Source organism: Paenarthrobacter sp. TYUT067, from assembly GCF_023656375.1.
Classification (GTDB): Bacteria; Actinomycetota; Actinomycetes; order Actinomycetales; family Micrococcaceae; genus Arthrobacter.
In genome coordinates, this window is the sequence record NZ_JAMOIT010000012.1 from 96097 (window position 1) to 114359 (window position 18263).

The window sequence follows — 18263 nt, forward strand, 5'->3', positions numbered from 1 at the left end:
ATTGAATGAGGCCACCATCGGCCACAGATATGCTCCGTGACCGGTCACGTAAGCCTAAAAACAGGCTGCAAGGATGTCAATGGTTTGGCAGTAAATTTGTTTTAGGCCGATTCCCGCCACAGAGGGACTGGCGTGACGGTGCGGGTCAGTGATCTCGACGGCATGGGCTCCCCGGCGAAAAGCTCCGCGAGGATGGACGCAGCCTGGGCCGCGACGGTCTGCGTCTCCAGCGACAAGGTGGTGAGCGTTGGGCTGATCGCTTCGCCAAGAGAGATGCCGTCAATGCCGACGATCCGCACCCTGCCCGGCACATCGACGCCCAGGGTGTGGGCACCTTGAACAGCGCCCATCGCCATCAAGTCATTGAAAGCCAGAACCGTATCGATCTCAGGGTCGAGGTCGAGTAGCCTTCTGAAGCCGTCAACGCCGCCTGCAATCGACTCGGGTTCCGTAACCACGATGCACTCTTCTCCGACTGCTTCTTCAAAAAACTGCCGACGCGGGGACCCGGGAGCGGTGCCTTTTGGATTTGCACTGGAGGCGTCGATCATGGCGAAACGACGGGAACCTTTGGCCCGAAGCGCCGCCACCATGTCTGAGATCCCGGTTCTGAAGTCGAGCTCAACAGAGTGAACCCCTGGCATCGTAGCCTGGTCTTCCAACAGGACGATGGGTACTCCGCGCGCCGCCGGGACGAAGTTAGTCTGCGGCTCCAGAAAGTAACCAATGATGGCGTCGGTTTGGGATGCCATCGAACGCACCGCGTCGGCCTCGCCCTGGGAAGCCATACTGACGAGCACCTGCCAGTCGCGGCTTCTCAGTTCCGCAACGAAAGCATCGGCCAGTTGAGCGTAGTACGGGTTACGGAAAGTCCCCACAATCAGCCCTACGGCATGGGTCCTTTGCCGTGACAGGTCGATGGCGAAGCGGTTGGGCCGGTATCCGAGTTCCTCGACAGTGCGCATCACGCGTGCACGGGTTTCTTCGCTGATCTCAGGCATCTCGTTGATGGCGCGCGTGACCGTCTGCCGGGACACGCCGGCGGCCCGGGCAACGTCTCTGATGGTCACTCGGGTAGGAGGAGTCGACGGCGCGCCAGTGGTCACGCGGCGCCTCTCGGCGAGGTGTCAGTAGCCCGGATGTTATTGGCCCACGGATATGCGGGCGCGCAGCAATAGCACATGCCCAAACTATATCGGGAGAGTTGCGAGTGCGATCGCGCTTCGTTGCACGAGTCTCTTGACATCAACGACTGTACATATCTACGCTGTCGTGAACAGTCCGTGACCGGTCACGGACAATCCTCCAAACAAAGTGTGCGGCGGTAATGCTCCCAAAACTTCGGTCGCGGCTTCGCCGAAAGACCCGAGTGACAGCCGGGAGCCGATCACGTCACACCTCGAGCAAGGAAGCTCTCATGATCGATAGAAGGAAATTCCTGGGCACGGTGGCTCTGGGCACCGCATCCGCTGCGTTCCTGGCCGCATGTGGCCAGTCCTCATCGCCGGCCCAGACCGGCTCGGCGGAGAAACCGGTGACTCTGAATTACTCGTGGTGGGGCAACGACGACCGTGCCGAGCGGACCCGTAAGGCCATTGCCCTGTTTGAGTCCAAGAACCCGGACATCAAAGTTGCCGGCAACTTCACAGATTTCGGTGGTTACTGGCCGAAGCGGGCCACGGAGGCAGCTGGCGGTGGCCTGCCGGACGTCATGCAATTCGATCTCTCCTATCTTCGCGATTACGGTCAGCGCAACCAGCTCTTGGACCTGGGCACCGTCAAGATCAACACGGACGCATTCGACAGGTCGATCCTTCCCTCGGGCCAGATCCGCGGCAAGACCTACGGCATCCCCACCAGCACCAACACTTTCGCGGTGTACTACGATCCCGCCAAGCTCGCTTCCCTGGGAATCGCAGAGCCGGACGGCACCTGGAACTACAAGGAGTTCAACGCGTTCCTGGCCGAGGTTGGCGCCAAGGGCAACGGGACGTTGTTCGGCAGCTCCGATTACACCGGCGTTTGGTGGATGTTCAACATTTGGCTGCGGCAGAACAACATCCAGGCCTTCACCGAGGACGGCAAGCTTGGATTCTCCAAGGATGACCTGAAGAAGTGGTGGAACCTCACGGCGGATCTGCGCGGCACCGGAGCCATCATCTCCGAGGAACGCGTGACACAATTGCTCCCCAAATCGCCTTTCGCGTCGAACTCCACTGTGGCGGAGGTGAACTGGGATAACTTCATGGCCGGCTATCTCTCCGATAGCGGCGCGAAGGAGCTCAAACTGGTGCCGGTTCCGTCGGATGACCCTGAAAACCTGGGCCTGTTCCTTAAGCCCACCATGCTGATGTCTGCCAGCGCCAAAACCAAGTACAAAGATCAAGCCGGCCGCTTCATTGACTTCATGGTCAACGATCCCGAGGTCGGCCAGATCTTCAAGACCTCCCGCGGCCTTCCGGCGTCGAAGACCCAGCGCGATGGCACCACGTTCGAAGGCACCGACAAGCTTGTGGTGGACTACGGAGCCTCGGTCGAAAAGTACCTCAAAGACGCTCCCGAGCCGCCCATCGTCGGTTTCGGCACCCTCGAAGCATCTTTCAAGAGGGTGGCCTCGGACGTCAACTACGGCAAGTTGACCGTGGACGGCGCAGTTGATGCGTGGTTCAAGGAAGCCGAAGACCTTATCAAGCAGAACGCCTGATCCAGACACTCTGTGTCTGATCCGAGCTTCATTACTGACGGACTGATCTTGTGACTCAAAGCCCAACCCTGAGCAGGCGTTCCGCTTCCGCTCCCACGCCGCCGCGTAAATCGCGTCGGCGTGGGGCGGACGCCCGCGCCGGCTACACGTTCTTGTTGCCGTGGCTGCTGGGATTCATCGCCCTGACCGTGGGGCCCATGATTTCCTCGCTGTATCTCTCTTTCACCAACTACAACCTTTTCGATGCCCCCAAGTGGATCGGTTTCGATAACTACGTCACCTTGTTCCAGGACGAACGGTTCCTGCAGTCGGTGGGCGTGACCATGCAGTACGTGGTCTTCGGTACTCCGTTGAAGCTCGCGGCGGCGTTGGCGATCGCGATGCTGCTCAACAGCAAGCGCAAGGGCCAGGGTTTCTACCGGTCCGCGTTCTACGCCCCCTCGTTGATCGGCGCATCGGTGTCCATCGCGATCGTCTGGAAGGCCATGTTTGGCGATTCCGGCCCGGTGGACCAGGGCTTGTCCTTTTTCGGAATCAACCTTGGCGGCTGGGTGGGCAACCCGAACATGACCATGGGCATGATGATCCTGTTGACCGTGTGGCAGTTTGGCGCCCCGATGGTGATCTTCCTGGCCGGCTTGAAGCAGATCCCGGCGGACCTGTATGAGGCTGCCTCGATGGACGGTGCCGGCCCGGTGCGGAAGTTCATGAACATCACCTGGCCCATGCTTTCCCCGGTGATCTTCTTCAACCTGCTGATGGAAACCATTCACGCGTTCCAGATCTTCGCCTCGGCCTACATCATCTCCAACGGTGAAGGCGGCCCGGCAGGCTCCACCCTCTTTTACACCCTCTACCTGTACTTGCGCGGTTTCTCCGATTTCCGGATGGGTTACGCCTCGGCCATGGCCTGGCTCCTGGTGATCGTGGTCGGCATCATCACGCTGATCTTCTTCAAGACCTCCAAGTCCTGGGTCCACTACAGCGGTGATTCGAAATGACAACCATGGCAACCCCCACCCAGCCCGCTCCCACGAAGCCCTCAACGGCACCGGTGTACAACCCGAAGTCCGAATCCGGCACGGCCAAACGCATCAAGAGCACCATCTTCCACGTTGTCGCTTTGGCGCTGGTGGCGATGGTCCTCTACCCGGCCCTATGGATGATCGCCTCGTCCTTCAAACCGAACTCCGAAATCGGCGGCGCCAACACCTCGCTGTGGTCGAACAACTTCAGCTTCGACAACTTCGCCACGGCCATGGAAGGCATCGGCGGGGTCTCCACCCTGACGTTCTTCACCAACTCGCTGATCCTGGCCGTCGGCGCGGTAGTGGGCACGGTCCTCTCGGCGTCCATTTCGGCCTACGCGTTCGCCCGGATCAACTTCCCCGGCCGTGGACTGTTCTTCGGCATGATGATCGCCACACTGCTGCTGCCCTTCCACGTGGTGATCATCCCGCAATACATCGTGTTCCAGCAGCTCGGCCTCGTGGACACCTACATCCCGCTGCTGATTGGTAAGTTCCTCGCCGCTGACGCGTTCTTCGTCTTCCTCATGGTCCAGTTCATGCGCGGCCTCCCGGCCGAACTGGACGAAGCCGCCCGCATCGACGGCGCCGGACACGTCCGCATCTTCGGGTCCATCATGCTGCCCCTGATGAAACCGGCCCTGATCTCCACCTCGATCTTCTCCTTCATCTGGAGCTGGAACGACTTCCTCGGCCCGCTGCTCTACCTGAACACCCCCGAAAAATACCCGCTACCGCTGGCGTTGCGGCTCTTTGTGGACCAAACCCAGTCCTCGGACTACGGTGCCATGATCGCCATGTCCGTCCTTGCACTCCTGCCCGTGCTGGTGTTCTTCCTCGTCTTCCAGCGCTACATCGTCGAAGGCGTCTCCACGCAGGGCCTCAAGGGTTAGGAACAACAGAGAATGAGCACTATGAACGCCACAGGCAAGTCCTCGGAGAATCCCGGCCTTCCGGTCAACCGCTTTGCCCTCTTCGCCGAGACTATCCTGGCCGGAGTCATCGTGCTCCTCCTCTCCATCCCGTTGGTGACGGCGCCGGCTGCCTATGCGGCCGGCGTCGCGCACCTGGAAAGGCACCTCAGCGGCAGGGATGATTCCCTCCGCAGCCTCTGGGGAAATTTCCGCCGCGCGCTTTACGGCAGTTGGAAGCTGGGAACCACGACGGCGGTAGCCGCCGTCGTGATTGTCCTGAACCTGTTGCTCGCCCTGGTGGGTCAACTGCCCGGCCGGGCAGCGATCCTGCCCGCCACGTTGATTCTCGCCGCGGCAGGGGCAGTCCTGTTCCTGCGGATCGCTGCCAACTGGAGCGGCGGAGTGACCTGGGAAGGCGACGCCGACCAGCAGTCCGCCGAGGCCCCCGGCCCCGAGCGCTGGGCCGCAGCGTACGCCAGCGCCAAGGCGGATTCACTGCGGGACTGGACTGGCTCGCTGTTGTTGCTTGCCGCCGTCTTCATGGCCGTCGTCTTCGTGTGGATGCTGCAGGCCCTGTTCGTGATCGTCCCCGGCACCCTGGTCCTGGCCGCAGCCGCCATCAAAATCCGCTCCCACCGCTAAGGAACCCGACCTCGCGCGCCCTTCCAGCCAAGGGTCTTAGCCTGGACCACCCGGGTTGGCGCTACAGACGTCTGGCCCGAAGTGAGCCGTCTATTGAAAACAACCGTATGGACAGTCTGTGTGGTTGAAACGATTCGTCCCCATGGGGAAGGCCGTTGTTCCCATGGAGAGAACCTCTCCCAGCTGACCCAGTCGAGAGCCAACCACTGCAATCTAACGCCCCGGCAAAACCAACCGCAAAAGCAACGCAGCTTGAAGGAGAAACCTATGTCCCAGTCAATAGCCCGACGCACCGTTCTGGGCTTGATGGGCGCGACCGCCGCCGTGGCCGTTCTGCCCGTGTACGCTTCCACCCGGGCAGCGGCCTCAAGCGGGGCCGACGTCACGCTGGTTGACCACGGCTCCACAGTGACCCTAAGTAATGGAATCATTCAGTTCGACGTCGCCAAAGCATCTGCTGACATCAAGAACCTGTACCTCGTGGGCAGTACGCAGGGTAATGAGCGGCTCAACCTCTTGGGCGGTTCCCACGGGCACGGGTATACAACCTTTGACTATTCAGGTGCTGCGAGGTCAACCGGCATGAAGGCGGGTGTCTTCAGTGTGGTAAGTCAGAGCCCGGATCGTATTGAAGTATCGATTCTCTCCAACGACCCTACGAAGAATACGTTCTACATTGATATCCGGATCGCCCTCGAAAGGGGCTCCTCGGGTCTTTATCAGTACTGGATCACCAGGTACACGCCCAATATGCCTGATGGATTGACGTTCGGACAGCTTCGCTACGCCTTTGCTGCAGACGACCCCGCGTTCAAATGGTTCGTCGTCGACGACGCCCGCGGAATTCAGCAGCGACCCAGCATCGAGGACACCAAAAACTGGGTAGTGCTCCAAGACTCCACTGAAGTTCTGCCGGACGGTTCGATTTACTCCAAATACCAGAACGCTACGAACCTTGAAGGAGACAACCACGCCTTCATGATCTCAAACGGGAAAGTGGGGCTCTCCCTGGTTCAAGCAAGCAAGGAAGCATTTGGCGGCCCAACCCGCCCTGAGCTGACCTGCCACGACTACTACGACGGCATGATCTTGCTCTGGCACCCCCTCACAGGTCACTATGGCGAGCCGGACACCCAACCAGCTCGAGGATGGGAAAAGGTCTACGGTCCCTTCTATCTTCACGTCGGCGAGGCAGCTGTCGGGGATGAACGTTCGAACATCTCCGCGCTGTGGGAAGACGCTAAGCGTGTCGCTGAACGCGAGCAGGCTGCCTGGCCCTACACCTGGGTCACTGATCCTATCTACGCGGCCAACGAACGTTCCACTGTCACCGGCAAGCTCAACGTTGCCTCGCTCGGAGCGGTCGACAACGGCTGGGCCATCCTTTATCAACCGGGGCCAGATCGGGAGTTCCGGGGAGTCACTTTGGATGGCACGGATTGGCAATATCTCAGCCTTGACTACACTTACGCGGCAAAAATCGGGCCAGGAGGTAAGTTCAGTATCCCGGCCGTTCGACCCGGGAAGTACACCTTGGCTGCATTCACCAAGGGTGCGATGGGGGAGTATCGGCGCGAGAACATTGTTGTCCCGGCCGGTACAACAATCGACACCGGCACCCACGTATGGCATCCAACGAGTTACGGCCCAACCCTGTGGCAGATCGGAACTCCGGATCGCTCCTCGGAAGAGTTCTTCATCCACGGTGGGCCCAACGGCTACAGGGAGAACCTGACCTGGTTGGAATACCCCTACGACTTCCCCAACGGGGTCGATTTCAAAGTAGGCGTGGACGATCCCGCAAAGAAATGGAACTATTTCCATCCCGGCCTGAGAACGCCGGGAACCGCCACCCAGCTTCAATGGCGCGGTACAACGCCAGACAACTCCCTCGAAACCTGGAAAATCCGTTTCGACGCGCACCGATACCAACGAGGCACCGGCTACTTGGACATCGCACTGGCCGCGCAGGTATACGCAACGCTCGCTGTCACGCTCAACGGCACACGAATCGCCACGTTCGACCCGCTGCCCGGCGTCCCAGGCGACAATTCTTCGTACCGACTCACGGCGCGGTCAATGTACAGGAAGCTCAAAACCATTGAGTTCCCGGCAGCCTTGATCAAAGACGGTGAGAACGTGATCACGCTGGCGAACGTGCGTCCCCCGCAGGTCCCGATCGCTGACAACTGGATGGCGCCCATGGGCGGCATCATGTACGACTCCATTCGCCTCCAGGTCAACCAAGGATCCTAACAACCTGCCGAACTCCATTTTCCTGACTGCACATCATCACCCCTATAAGGATCAGAACACCCATGGACGAGCATCGCCGACCTCAGGATTTCTTCGGTCATCTGTACGTCGGAGCCAACTACCACCCGCACGATTCGAATCCCAAAGACTGGGAACGCGACATCGCGTTGATGGTCTCGGCCGGCATCAAGGTGGTCAGGCTCGGACATCTCGCCTGGGACAGCTACGAACCAGAGAATGGAAAGTTCAATTTCGAGTGGTTCGACCACGTGATGGACCTGATGCACAACGCTGGTATTGGAGTCATTCTCGACGTCGCCATCCGTCCTGCTCCGCTATGGCTCCATCGAAAACACCCGACAATTGACATTACGGACTCAAACGGCAGCCGGCTTTATCCGAATACGCGATACATGGTGGATGTCGGAGACCCGTCCTTCCGTGAGTACGCCCTTCGCTTTACCGACAAGCTGACTTTCCGCTACGCCAACCATCCTGCACTTATGGCTTTCGGCATCGACAACGAACCCGGGGATGGGCCGTACTCGTACAGCGAGTCGGTACGACTACGTTTTGCTGCATGGCTTCAGAAGAAGTACGGGACGCTTAAGGATCTCAATCGCGCCTGGGCCAGCCAACGATGGTCACGTCGTATCAGTGACTTCGATGAAATCGGTTTGCCAAGATCAGGGGCTTTAAGCGGTGCGCCCGAACGAATCATCGATTTCCGGCGATTTGTCTCGGACGAGATCAACGACCTCTTGTTCGCCGTCATGGCACAGGTCGAACAGAACGCTCCCGGAGTACTGCTCACCACAAACGCTTGGTACTACAAAGAAGATGGCCGCTACTTTGATTACGCGGAAATTGCCTATACAGGCAAGATGGGCCGTCCCGGTATGGGTTTCTACCCCGGCAATTCCCTTGCAGATAACGACGGACTTTACGAGGCCCTTCTGGGACTGGCACGCATTCAGTTCGAAAGCCCAACCCCATTCTGGTGCACCGAGTTCACTACCATGACGGCGGTCCCTGGATCTGTTCGAAAGTCAGCTTATGCATCACTCATCTACGGCAACCAGCTGGTATGCGGCTGGACCTGGCAGTCGATGCACGGCGGCGAGGAACAGTATCTCCAAGGAATGCTGGACTGGGACGGCGAACCGAACCGAAAATATGACGAGTATCGACAAATCGCAACTGAATTTGCAGAGATAGAGCGATTCGGATTCCCATATACACCGCAAGCCCGCATTGCCCTGGCGTTCTCCTTCGACAGCCAACTCGCCAGCGCATCTTTTCCGGAAAAGCACGACCAGCAATTGCAAACCTGCTTCAGCACTGTGCTCGAGCGCAATCTGGACCAGCGTGTCGTGGACCTGAGCCGCAGCACTTTGTCCGACTACGAAATTCTTATCATTCCCGGGGCAGCCCTCATCGACGAAGTCTCCGCAGGCCGGATCCGCCGCTTTGTGGCAGACGGCGGAACCGCCATCATGACGTCCTATTCCGCAGTTGTGGACCCCAGCGGCCAGGTCTTCGATACACCGCGGCCCGGGCTCCTCGCCGACGTTTTCGGCGTGCGACTGGGTTCCTTCCAAGAGACGGAAGTACTGAACGAGTTGGCCACAGGGGGTACGCAAGGCCACGATTTGGATATCGTATTCGGTCACCTTTCGATCCGTACTGAAGCGCCCCGCTTTGATGAAGTCCGTCCACAGGGCGCCGCAGTTGTTGCATCGATCTCAGGACTGGACAGGGACTATCCTGTTGCGACCGTCAACGAATTTGGGAAGGGCCGCGCGGTCTACCTTGGAATTCCGGCCCGACGAGCTCTTTTTGACGCCATCCTTGACGTTGAGATCCTAAAAAAGGACATCCCACAAGGTCCTGAGGTGCCACCCGGCGTGCTCGCTCGAAGAATCGATGAAACGCATGTGCTGTACGTAAATCTAGAGGGAGTCAATAAGTCGGTCACCACCGACGCACCCTCATGGAGCATCCTGCACAACCGCGGCTACGCTGACGGGTTTGTTCTCGCTCCCTTCGACGTCGACTTCATAGAGCTCAACAAGACCAGCGACCTTGCCCCGGAAAAGCCATGACTCTCGAGACAGAAGCGCCCGGCGGCATCGCACATGACTCCTCCGCTCACCGCAACTTCGAGCAAGCAGACCAGAACTACGAAAGAAGAACATTGTCCAAGATCTTCCCCGGCCAGCCTTGGTTGGATACAAATGGCAACAGAATCCAAGCCCATTCGGGCTATATCTACGTCGAAGACGACGTCTTCTACTGGTACGGCGAAAACAAGGAGCGGACGGCCCCCGGGTCGGACATCTGGCACTGGGGGATCCGCTGCTATTCGTCCACCGACCTTGTCAACTGGGAAGACCGGGGTCTGATCATCCCCCCAACGCCGGATGACGTGGACTCACCACTTCACCCCACAAAACTGCTTGATCGCCCCCACATCATCAAGCACCAGGAGACCGGTAAGTATGTGTGTTGGGTAAAAATCATGGGTGACGGGTTCAACCAGCGAACCACCGTGCTGGTGGCAGACCGGCTTCTGGGACCGTACGAGATCGTCACAACGGGCCTCAAGCCCCTGGGAATGAACGCAGGGGATTTCGACCTGGTAGTCGACCCGACGGATGGCAAAGCCTACTACTACTTCGAGCGCGTCCACAGCGAAATGATCTGTGCCGATCTCACCGAGGATTACACCGGCGTCACCGGCTACTACTCAACACACTTTCCGCAGCCAGGACCGCCGGACGTCCGGGAGGCGCCGGCGTACTTCCGGAGGGGTTCGAAGCACTACCTCATCACCTCGGGCACGTCAGGATACTTCCCCAATGCATCCGAGATAGCAGTGGCCGATTCTTATCACGGACCGTGGACCGTTCTCGGTGATCCCCATCCGGACGACACCAGCAGGACCTCTTATCGATCACAGATCAGCTCCGTCTTCCGCCACCCTCTCAAGCAAGACCTCTATATTGCCCTTGCCGACCGTTGGCTTCCTGACCTCACCCCGGAAGAGTCCAACCAGACGGAACGGTACCGTCGGCTGTTCAGCGGCGAGGAAGCCCAAACTGAAAAAGCAGATGAGTCAGTCCAGCATCAGTCAGACCTTCGCGTTGCCGAGTACGTTTGGCTCCCCATCACCTTCGAAGGTGATGTGCCAAGGATTGATTGGCGGGACGCATGGTCGCCCGAAGACTTCGACTGACGTGAATGCTCCGGGAATCGCCATGTCCCGACCCTGCCGGGGCCCTCGCCGTGCAGGCAATATCCGAAGAAAGGAAACTTCCAATGGGGAGACTGTTTGACGGCCCGTGGCCAATCGTCATCATCATAGTCGTGGCATTGGCTCTGTTCGCGGCCCCAAAACTACCGGCAATGGCAAGAAGCCTGGGTCAGTCGATGAGAATCATCAAGTCGGAAGTAAAGGAAATGCGGAGCGACTCCGAGGTCCAGAGCGGCGAGAGTTCCGTGCCTGCCGGGACGGGGGAATCTCCATTGGCGGCAGCGGCCCCAAGCGCCGATCCCTCAGCTCGCGATGCAGGTCGACCCGGGTGAATGGGTTATTGCGGGCCTTCCTTCTAGAAGATCGTCCATATAGTGGGTCATTTATGCCATGGGATGCTTCGTCCGCAGTTCGTAGCCTTGAGGGGTGAGCGATACTAATGAAGCCGTGAGCCGGATTTCCCTGCCAGATGCACCGTCTGACCAGCAGACAGTGCTTGATTCCGGGGGAGTGGCCTGCTGGAGCGAGCCGGTTTATATAGACACATACGAACCCGGGGAGCCGGACAGGTATCCACTGTTTTTGGACCGGCGCGTGTATCAAGGGTCGAGCGGCAAGGTGTACCCCATGCCGTTTATTGACAGCATCGCGAGTTCGAAGGAGCCTCGGCTGTGGCAGGCCATCCATCTGGAGAACGAGTACGTGCGCCTGATGCTGCTGCCGGAGATCGGAGGCAGGATCCATATTGGCTTCGATAAGACGGCCGGCTATGACTTCTTCTACCGGAACAACGTGATTAAACCGGGCTTGGTGGGACTGGCCGGCCCGTGGATTTCAGGTGGGGTCGAGTTCAACTGGCCTCAACACCACCGGCCCGCTACTTTCCTGCCCGTGGAAACATCGATCGAACGTAGTGACGATGGCCAAGTCACGGTCTGGCACAGCGATCTTGATCCTCTACAGCGGATGCGCGGCACGCACGGTATACGGCTCCGTCCCGGAAGTTCCCTCCTTGAAGTGGAAGCACGGCTCTACAATCGGACTGATCTACCGCAGACCTTCCTGTGGTGGGCGAACGTGGCGGCGCGGGTCCACGAGAAGTACCAGTCATTCTTCCCCACTGATGTTCGCTTTGTAGCCGATCATGCGCGGCGAGCCATCACGGCCTTTCCGCGATCCGACCGAAACTACTATGGCGTGAACTACCCGGTTTTGGCTGAAGCCCAGCCTGACGCGGACCGTATCGACTTCTACTCCAACATTCCCGTCCCCACCTCGTACATGATTACGGACACGCAGGACAGCTTCTTCGGCGGATACGACCATGAAGCCGACGCAGGATTCATCCATTGGGCGGACCGGTCCATTTCGCCAGGCAAGAAGCAATGGACCTGGGGCAATGGACCGGTGGGCAAAGCTTGGGACGCGCATCTCACCGACACTGACGGCCCGTACGTCGAACTGATGTCCGGTGTTTTCACCGATAATCAGCCCGATTTCAGCTATCTCGCCCCTGGTGAGACCCGAACCTTCAGCGAGTTCTGGTACCCGATCCGCAATATCGGCCCGGCGCAGCAAGCGAACCTGGATGTCGCTGTTTCACTCCAATTGGTCGATGAGCACTGCGGGGTCAGGGTCGGCGTTTCCAGTACGTCCCAGCGCGCCGCCGTGACAGTGCGCGTGAAAGTCCGCGGCGCAATTGTCCATGAATGGACTGCGCAGATTTCGCCGTCAGAACCGTTTACCGACGTCGTCAGGCTGAATGAACCAACGGACGATACCGACGTGACGGTGCAAGTGGTGGACGGCGCCACGGAACTGATCTCGTGGTCACCGCGCGCATCCTCCGACGACCAGGAGGAACCTTGGGCGGCGACGGAGCCTGCGATGCCGGAGGATATTGAAAGCCAGGACGAACTCTACGTCACGGGTATCCATCTGACCCAGAACCGGCACCCCACCCGATCAGCGATCCCGTATTTTGAGGAGATGCTCCGCCGGGATCCGCAGGACTCCAGGGCCTCCGTCGCGCTCGGATCGTCACACTACACCAAGGGCCAGTATGCCTTGGCGGAAGGTTTTCTGAAGAACGCGCTGGCAAGGGTTACCCGGAGAAATTTGAATCCTCCCAGCGGGGAGGCCAGCTACCGGCTGGGGCTCGTCCTGGAGCGCACCGGCAAGTTGGCAGAAGCCACGGAACGGTTCGGGAAAGCGGCCTGGGACAAAGGATGGGCACATCCAGCAAAGCTTGCGCTGGCACGCATTGCTCTGAGAACAGGGAGACCGTCCGCAGCGTTGGGGCACGCTGACGCAGCGCTTCGGCTGGATCCGGCAAGCCCTGAAGCGAAGCATCTGCTGGTCTTGGCCTTCGCAGCGCTGGGACGCCACGATGAAAGCGCCCGGCACCTGGCCTCGATTCTTGCTTCCGATTCTTTGGACCCTGTGGCGTTGGCGCTGGCTGGTTCCCTGAACACCGCAGACGCCAAAACCGGTCTGACCGTAGCATGCTGGCTCGCCCGTGCCGGTCAGTGGCAACTGGCACTGGACCTTACCGACGAGGGCGCACATCCGGGTGCCCACAAAGTGTTCGGCAACCCGGAGCCCATACGCCACTACCTCCGGGCTGCGTGGTTCGAGGAACTGGGGAATGCCGACGCCGCAACGACGGAACGCTCCGCAGCACGGACCAGTGACACCACGTACGCGTTCCCTTACGGACTGGATGATCTCGACGCGCTGGCCTTGGCTCTCGCAGCCGATGAAAACGACACGGTTGCCCATGGCCTGCTGGGCTGCTGGCTGCTTGACGCGGGACGAACCGTTGACGCCCTGGCCCATCTGGAGACGTCAAGCGCTCTGGGTTCGACGGACCCTGTCGTGTGGCGGAACGCGGCCATCGCTACGGTAAACACCGGCGCAGCTGCCGAACGGGCCGACGCATATTTCCAGCGTGCCTTGGCACTGAGCCCGCACGATCCCCGGCTGGTCTTTGAACGCGCCATCCTCGCCAGCCTCCGCGGAGTACCTGCTGAGGAGCAACTCGCCGCAATCGAACGCCACAACCGCTCAGTTTTCCGCCGTGACGATCTCACGATTCTCTACGTCAACCTTCTGATCGACGCCGGCAGGGCCGAGGAAGCTCTGGACATCATGTCCACACGCAACTTCCAGCCGTTCGAGGGCGGAGAAGGGCTGGCCTTGGAAGCGTACGATCGAGCTGCCGTGCAACATGCACGCACGATCATGAAGGACGATCCTGCAGGGGCCCTCGCACTTCTCACTGAAGGAATCGACGCTCCAAGGAACCTCGGCGAAGGCAGACATCCAGGGCATAGCATGGCCGAACGTTTGGTCGCTTTGGGTGATGCCTGGGAAAGGTCCGGGAACCCTGAGGCAGCTGCTGTGGCCTGGGGCCGTGCGTGTGAGCAAAGCACACCACTGACCGCAGACAGTGCCCCACCGGTCCCGGCCGACTACTGGAAAGGCATCGCACACACCCGACTCGGCAGGCACACGGAGGCCGAAAGCATATGGCAGGACTTGGAAGCCCGTGCAGATGAGCTGGAATCAGCTCCCGATGCTCCGGACTACTTCGCGACCTCGCTGCCTGAACTGTTGCTCTTCGAGACCGACACCGCGGCAGCCCGGTCCGGCAGGGTGAACCATCTACGCAGACTGGCTGCATACGGCCGCACGCACCAAAAGGAAATGGCAAACCTGTGACTGAAACCCCGAGGTACTTAGGCTCCGGAACGACAGAAAACGACACGTCCTCCCTCACCGGGGCACCCCCGGCGCATCTTCCGCAGCGTTTGACCATCACGCTCTGGGATTTCTCCTGGTACACCCGCGCCGAAGAGAGCGGCCCCTACGCAGATCTCGACGCGGCCTGCGCGCAAGCTGCAAAGCTGGGATACAACACCATAAGGATCTGCGCTGCCCCGCTACTGCTCTTCGGAGATCTGGGGCTGGAGAACCTGGCCGCGGACCTTGACATTGAAGGGTTGGGGTCATCCCCGGACGGCGGCTTCTACGGCAGGGGAACACGCTGGTACGACGTGCCAGGAGGCTACAGTGTCAACCTGCGCGCACGGCTTCATGAACTTTTTGATGCCGCTGCCCGGCATGGCTTGGTGGTCATCCTGGCGAGTTGGGAATATCAGCAATCAACCGTCTTCGCCCGTTCCGCACAGTGGTTCGATGCGATCGACGCCGTTCCGTTGAAAAACCGTTACCGCGTCCTTACCGATGCTTGGGACCGGCTCATCGACGCCCTCACTGCCGCCGGACACCGAGACCGCATTGCCATGGTGGAATTGCACAACGAGGTGGACTTCTCCATCCTGCCTGCCTTGGCCGACGGCGGCAGCGAAGAACTACGCCGCCTGCGCCAGCTACACCCGGATCTGCTCGTCACCGCGAGCTACGGCAAACCCCCGCACTTGGCGATGCACACCCTGCCGGACGGATTCGGAGCGGCACAGTTCCACGTCTACAGCTATGGCGTGCTGGACGCCCTCCAAAAGAAGATCGACATTCGATCCGAGGGGACCTCAGATTTCCCCAACGCTGCTCTGTCTGCACTTCTGCGGCCGAATGCGCCCACTGTGGTCGAATACGGTCGTTTGAGGGACTGGAAGTACCGCGCCACTGTCGTCACTGACCAGATGTTATACGGCTATGACTGGATTGATCCGGAGGCCTGGGACACCTGGCTTGCCAAGGAGTACGGGCCATACCGGGAAGTGATGCACCGCGAAATCGACTCACGAGTCATTGCCATCGCCGCCTGGGCCCGCTGGAAGAACATACCAGCGGTAGTGGGCGAGGGATGGATCGGGTACACACCGCTTAACGGCACCTTCGAAGAAGGCCCCATCGGGCGGGACCTCGCCGAAGGCGGCATCAAAACAGCGTTGGAACAAGGCGTGTGGGGAATGGTCTTGTGTTCCAATGCCGCCCCTCACCACCCGCTGTGGAGCGACGAAGCCTGGCAGCAACGCATGAACAGCTCCATCCTGGCCGCCCCTGCCGGACGGTGACGTCCAAACCGCACCAGCCCTGTCTGTCCTCGCGCCACCTTAAAGGAACTTCCCATGTCTCTTGAACAAAGAACTGAACAAAGCACCATCGAACTGCTCAGAGCCACCCACCGACCCCACGGTCAGAGACTGCAATACCCAGCCATGAGCAACACCGAAGATCTTCACTGCAAGTGGCGGCTAACCAGCCAGTACATCGAACGCGAAGGGCTTCCGGCTGTCCCGATCTCGGGCGAAATCCACTACAGTCGTCTGCCCCGGAGCCGCTGGGAAGAACGACTCCGCCTGATGAAGGCCGGCGGCATCACTGTCATCGCCTGCTACGTGTTCTGGATCCACCATGAACCCACCGAAGGCAAAGCTCGCTTCGACGGCAACCTGGATGTAGCAGCGTTCGTACGGCTATGCAGAACAGTTGGCCTGGAGGTGGTCCTCCGCATCGGGCCATGGGCACACGGTGAGGTCCGCAATGGCGGCTTCCCGGACTGGGTGCAGAGCGCCGACGTCGCACACCGCACCAACGACCCCGGCTACCTCGCTATGGTGCAGCGCTGGTTCAACCGCCTCGGGGCGGAACTACGAGGCCTGACCGGACCGGACAGTAACGTCATCGGCATCCAGATCGAAAACGAACTATACGATCAGCCCGATCACATCCTGGAACTCAAAGGTCTCGCCCGGGCAGCGGGGCTCAGCGCGCCAATCTGGACGGCCACCGCCTGGGGCGGCGCCGACATTCCCGAGGACGACGTCCTGCCCGTCTTCGGCGGATACGGTGACGGATTCTGGGTTGACGCGGAAACCCCGTGGGATCCAACATTCCGTCAGCACTACTTCTTCAGCCATCAGTGGGACGACGCCGGCATCGGAGCGGACCTGCGCGAGCACCTCTCCGGAAGCGAAGCTGCACCACCCCGGTTACCATCTGCCCTCTACCCACCGGCGACCTGCGAACTGACAGGCGGCATGGCAACGGCATATCAGCGCCGTCCCTGGCCCAAAGGCAAGGACGTAGCAGCGGTGGCCAACAACAAAATCGGCAGCGGATCCGCCTGGCAGGGGTACTACATGTTCGCCGGCGGGACGAATCCGCCGGGAAGCCTCCAGGAATCCCAAGCAACGGGCTACCCGAACGACCTGCCGGTGTTCGACTACGACTTCCATGCCCCCATCGGATCCTCCGGGAGACTGGCCGGAAGCTTCGCCGAGCTCCGCAAACAACACGCGTTCCTTGCCGCGTTCGGCCAAAGACTAGCCCCGATGCCCTCCACGCTCCCGGACCAAATGCCCAAGGGAATCGAGGACACCGAAACCCTCCGCTGGTCCCTGCGTTCCGACGGCGATACTGGCTTCGTCTTCATCACATGGCACCAACCCCACATCCCGCTGCCGGACCACCCGCACGCCCAATTCCACCTGGCGTTCGCTGAGGAAACAGTCACCTTCCCCCGCGAACCTGTCACTATCCCGGCTGGGACAATCGCCCGCTGGCCGGTCAACCTGGACCTTGGAACAGTACGCCTCCAGTGGGCCACAGCATCAGCCCTGACCCTGCTGGAAACGGACACGCACCCAGTGCTCGTGCTGGCAGCCGAAGCAGGCATCGAACCCCAGCTGTGCGTGCCCGAGGGAATCACCCTGAACGGGCCGGCCCGAGCACTAGGTGGCAATGTCTTCGCTGTTAATACAACGGAGCCTGTGACGTTGACCTTGGAGTCTCCGCAGGGTTCCGCCTCGGTGGTAATTCTCCCCGACTCACTCGCGGAAATGGCGTGGGTTCTGGACGCCCCGGATGGACTCGAATTGGTGCTTTCCGCAGACCCGGTATGGGTCGCTGCCGACGGCCGCCTGGCTGGCCGTTCCAAGGAATCACCATGGGTTCAGCGCTACTCGACTGCGTCGGGCCGCTTCGAAAACGTCAGCACAGAATTATCTGGCCCTCCCCGCCGCCGGCAATCTCTGGCCGCTGACCGGCTCCGTGCTGCCTCGACTGTTCCGTCCTCGTTCGGTTCCCTGGCCGGCAGGGCTGCGGCTCCCACCACCGAAACCATGAATAGCCTGGCCGAGGTCCATAAGATCCATTTTCCTGCGACAGCCTTGATTGGCGAAGAACCAACGGAGGTGGAGATCAACTGGGCCGGGGACGTGGCCCGGCTCATCGTCGATGGCCACGTTGTTGCCGACCGGTTCTGGGACGGTTCTCCCTGGGTGCTGGAGGCCCACGATGCAGGGCTTCGCGGAGCAAACGACGTCAGGCTCCAGATCCTGCCCCTGGCGAAAGCTGCCATTGTTGGGCTGCCTCAGGAAGCACAGCGCAGGCGTGACACCGTAGCCGGTGACCTGGCGGGCCTGGACAGCTTGGAATTATTCGCTTGGACGACCTGGAACGAAGACCGCTCCTAATTGCTCCCTTCTGGAATA

12 protein-coding genes are annotated in these 18263 nt (G+C 60.2%); 11 read left to right on the forward strand and 1 reads right to left on the reverse strand.

The features are described 5' to 3' along the window. Positions 1-101: 101 nt before the first annotated feature. Positions 102-1070, reverse strand: coding sequence for a LacI family DNA-binding transcriptional regulator (locus tag MOD31_RS12520; RefSeq protein WP_250820793.1), 969 nt, complete (start codon positions 1068-1070; stop codon positions 102-104). Between the two features lie 347 nt (positions 1071-1417). Between MOD31_RS12520 and MOD31_RS12525 the strand changes: the two genes are divergently transcribed. The 11 genes from MOD31_RS12525 to MOD31_RS12575 all read left to right on the forward strand — a co-directional run bounded on the left by MOD31_RS12525 (position 1418) and on the right by MOD31_RS12575 (position 18245). Continuing rightward, complete coding sequence (locus MOD31_RS12525; protein ID WP_250820794.1) at positions 1418-2704, forward strand: ABC transporter substrate-binding protein; 1287 nt, start codon at positions 1418-1420, stop codon at positions 2702-2704. A gap of 50 nt (positions 2705-2754) precedes the next feature. Continuing rightward, positions 2755-3705 (forward strand): carbohydrate ABC transporter permease, encoded by a 951-nt coding sequence (locus MOD31_RS12530; RefSeq protein ID WP_250820795.1) that lies wholly within the window; start codon positions 2755-2757, stop codon positions 3703-3705. Further along, positions 3702-4625, forward strand: a complete 924-nt coding sequence (locus MOD31_RS12535) for a carbohydrate ABC transporter permease (protein ID WP_250820796.1) — start codon at positions 3702-3704, stop codon at positions 4623-4625. The genes MOD31_RS12530 and MOD31_RS12535 overlap by 4 nt, the downstream gene beginning before the upstream one ends. Before the next feature lie 21 nt (positions 4626-4646). Continuing rightward, positions 4647-5288, forward strand: a complete 642-nt coding sequence (locus tag MOD31_RS12540; protein WP_250820833.1) for a Poxvirus protein I5 — start codon at positions 4647-4649, stop codon at positions 5286-5288. A gap of 267 nt (positions 5289-5555) precedes the next feature. Beyond that, on the forward strand, positions 5556-7544 hold the full coding sequence (locus tag MOD31_RS12545) for a polysaccharide lyase family protein (RefSeq protein ID WP_144653121.1): 1989 nt from the start codon (positions 5556-5558) through the stop codon (positions 7542-7544). 62 nt (positions 7545-7606) lie between these two features. Next, entirely contained in the window at positions 7607-9649 is a 2043-nt protein-coding gene (locus MOD31_RS12550) for a beta-galactosidase (protein WP_208760055.1), read from the forward strand. Then, complete coding sequence (locus tag MOD31_RS12555) at positions 9646-10782, forward strand: family 43 glycosylhydrolase (RefSeq protein WP_250820797.1); 1137 nt, start codon at positions 9646-9648, stop codon at positions 10780-10782. The genes MOD31_RS12550 and MOD31_RS12555 overlap by 4 nt, the downstream gene beginning before the upstream one ends. A gap of 83 nt (positions 10783-10865) precedes the next feature. Beyond that, complete coding sequence (gene tatA, locus MOD31_RS21960) at positions 10866-11132, forward strand: Sec-independent protein translocase subunit TatA (RefSeq protein WP_144653119.1); 267 nt, start codon at positions 10866-10868, stop codon at positions 11130-11132. A gap of 295 nt (positions 11133-11427) precedes the next feature. Then, positions 11428-14523: a DUF5107 domain-containing protein gene (locus tag MOD31_RS12565; protein ID WP_244296925.1), complete on the forward strand. Its 3096-nt coding sequence runs from the start codon at positions 11428-11430 to the stop codon at positions 14521-14523. Then, complete coding sequence (locus tag MOD31_RS12570) at positions 14520-15842, forward strand: cellulase-like family protein (protein ID WP_144653117.1); 1323 nt, start codon at positions 14520-14522, stop codon at positions 15840-15842. The genes MOD31_RS12565 and MOD31_RS12570 overlap by 4 nt, the downstream gene beginning before the upstream one ends. Before the next feature lie 54 nt (positions 15843-15896). Continuing rightward, the gene (locus tag MOD31_RS12575) at positions 15897-18245 is read left to right on the forward strand and encodes a beta-galactosidase (RefSeq protein WP_250820798.1); all 2349 of its coding nucleotides are present in this window, start codon (positions 15897-15899) and stop codon (positions 18243-18245) included. Positions 18246-18263 lie beyond the last annotated feature (18 nt).

What these genes read in the sequence shown, in the direction of transcription:
- MOD31_RS12535 (WP_250820796.1), top strand. Translation starts at nt 3,702, where the DNA reads ATGACAACCATGGCAACCCCCACCCAGCCCGCTCCCACGAAGCCCTCA.
- MOD31_RS12545 (WP_144653121.1), top strand. Translation starts at nt 5,556, where the DNA reads ATGTCCCAGTCAATAGCCCGACGCACCGTTCTGGGCTTGATGGGCGCG.
- MOD31_RS12550 (WP_208760055.1), top strand. Translation starts at nt 7,607, where the DNA reads ATGGACGAGCATCGCCGACCTCAGGATTTCTTCGGTCATCTGTACGTC.
- MOD31_RS12525 (WP_250820794.1), top strand. Translation starts at nt 1,418, where the DNA reads ATGATCGATAGAAGGAAATTCCTGGGCACGGTGGCTCTGGGCACCGCA.
- MOD31_RS12575 (WP_250820798.1), top strand. Translation starts at nt 15,897, where the DNA reads ATGTCTCTTGAACAAAGAACTGAACAAAGCACCATCGAACTGCTCAGA.
- tatA (WP_144653119.1), top strand. Translation starts at nt 10,866, where the DNA reads ATGGGGAGACTGTTTGACGGCCCGTGGCCAATCGTCATCATCATAGTC.
- MOD31_RS12565 (WP_244296925.1), top strand. Translation starts at nt 11,428, where the DNA reads ATGCCGTTTATTGACAGCATCGCGAGTTCGAAGGAGCCTCGGCTGTGG.
- MOD31_RS12540 (WP_250820833.1), top strand. Translation starts at nt 4,647, where the DNA reads ATGAACGCCACAGGCAAGTCCTCGGAGAATCCCGGCCTTCCGGTCAAC.
- MOD31_RS12555 (WP_250820797.1), top strand. Translation starts at nt 9,646, where the DNA reads ATGACTCTCGAGACAGAAGCGCCCGGCGGCATCGCACATGACTCCTCC.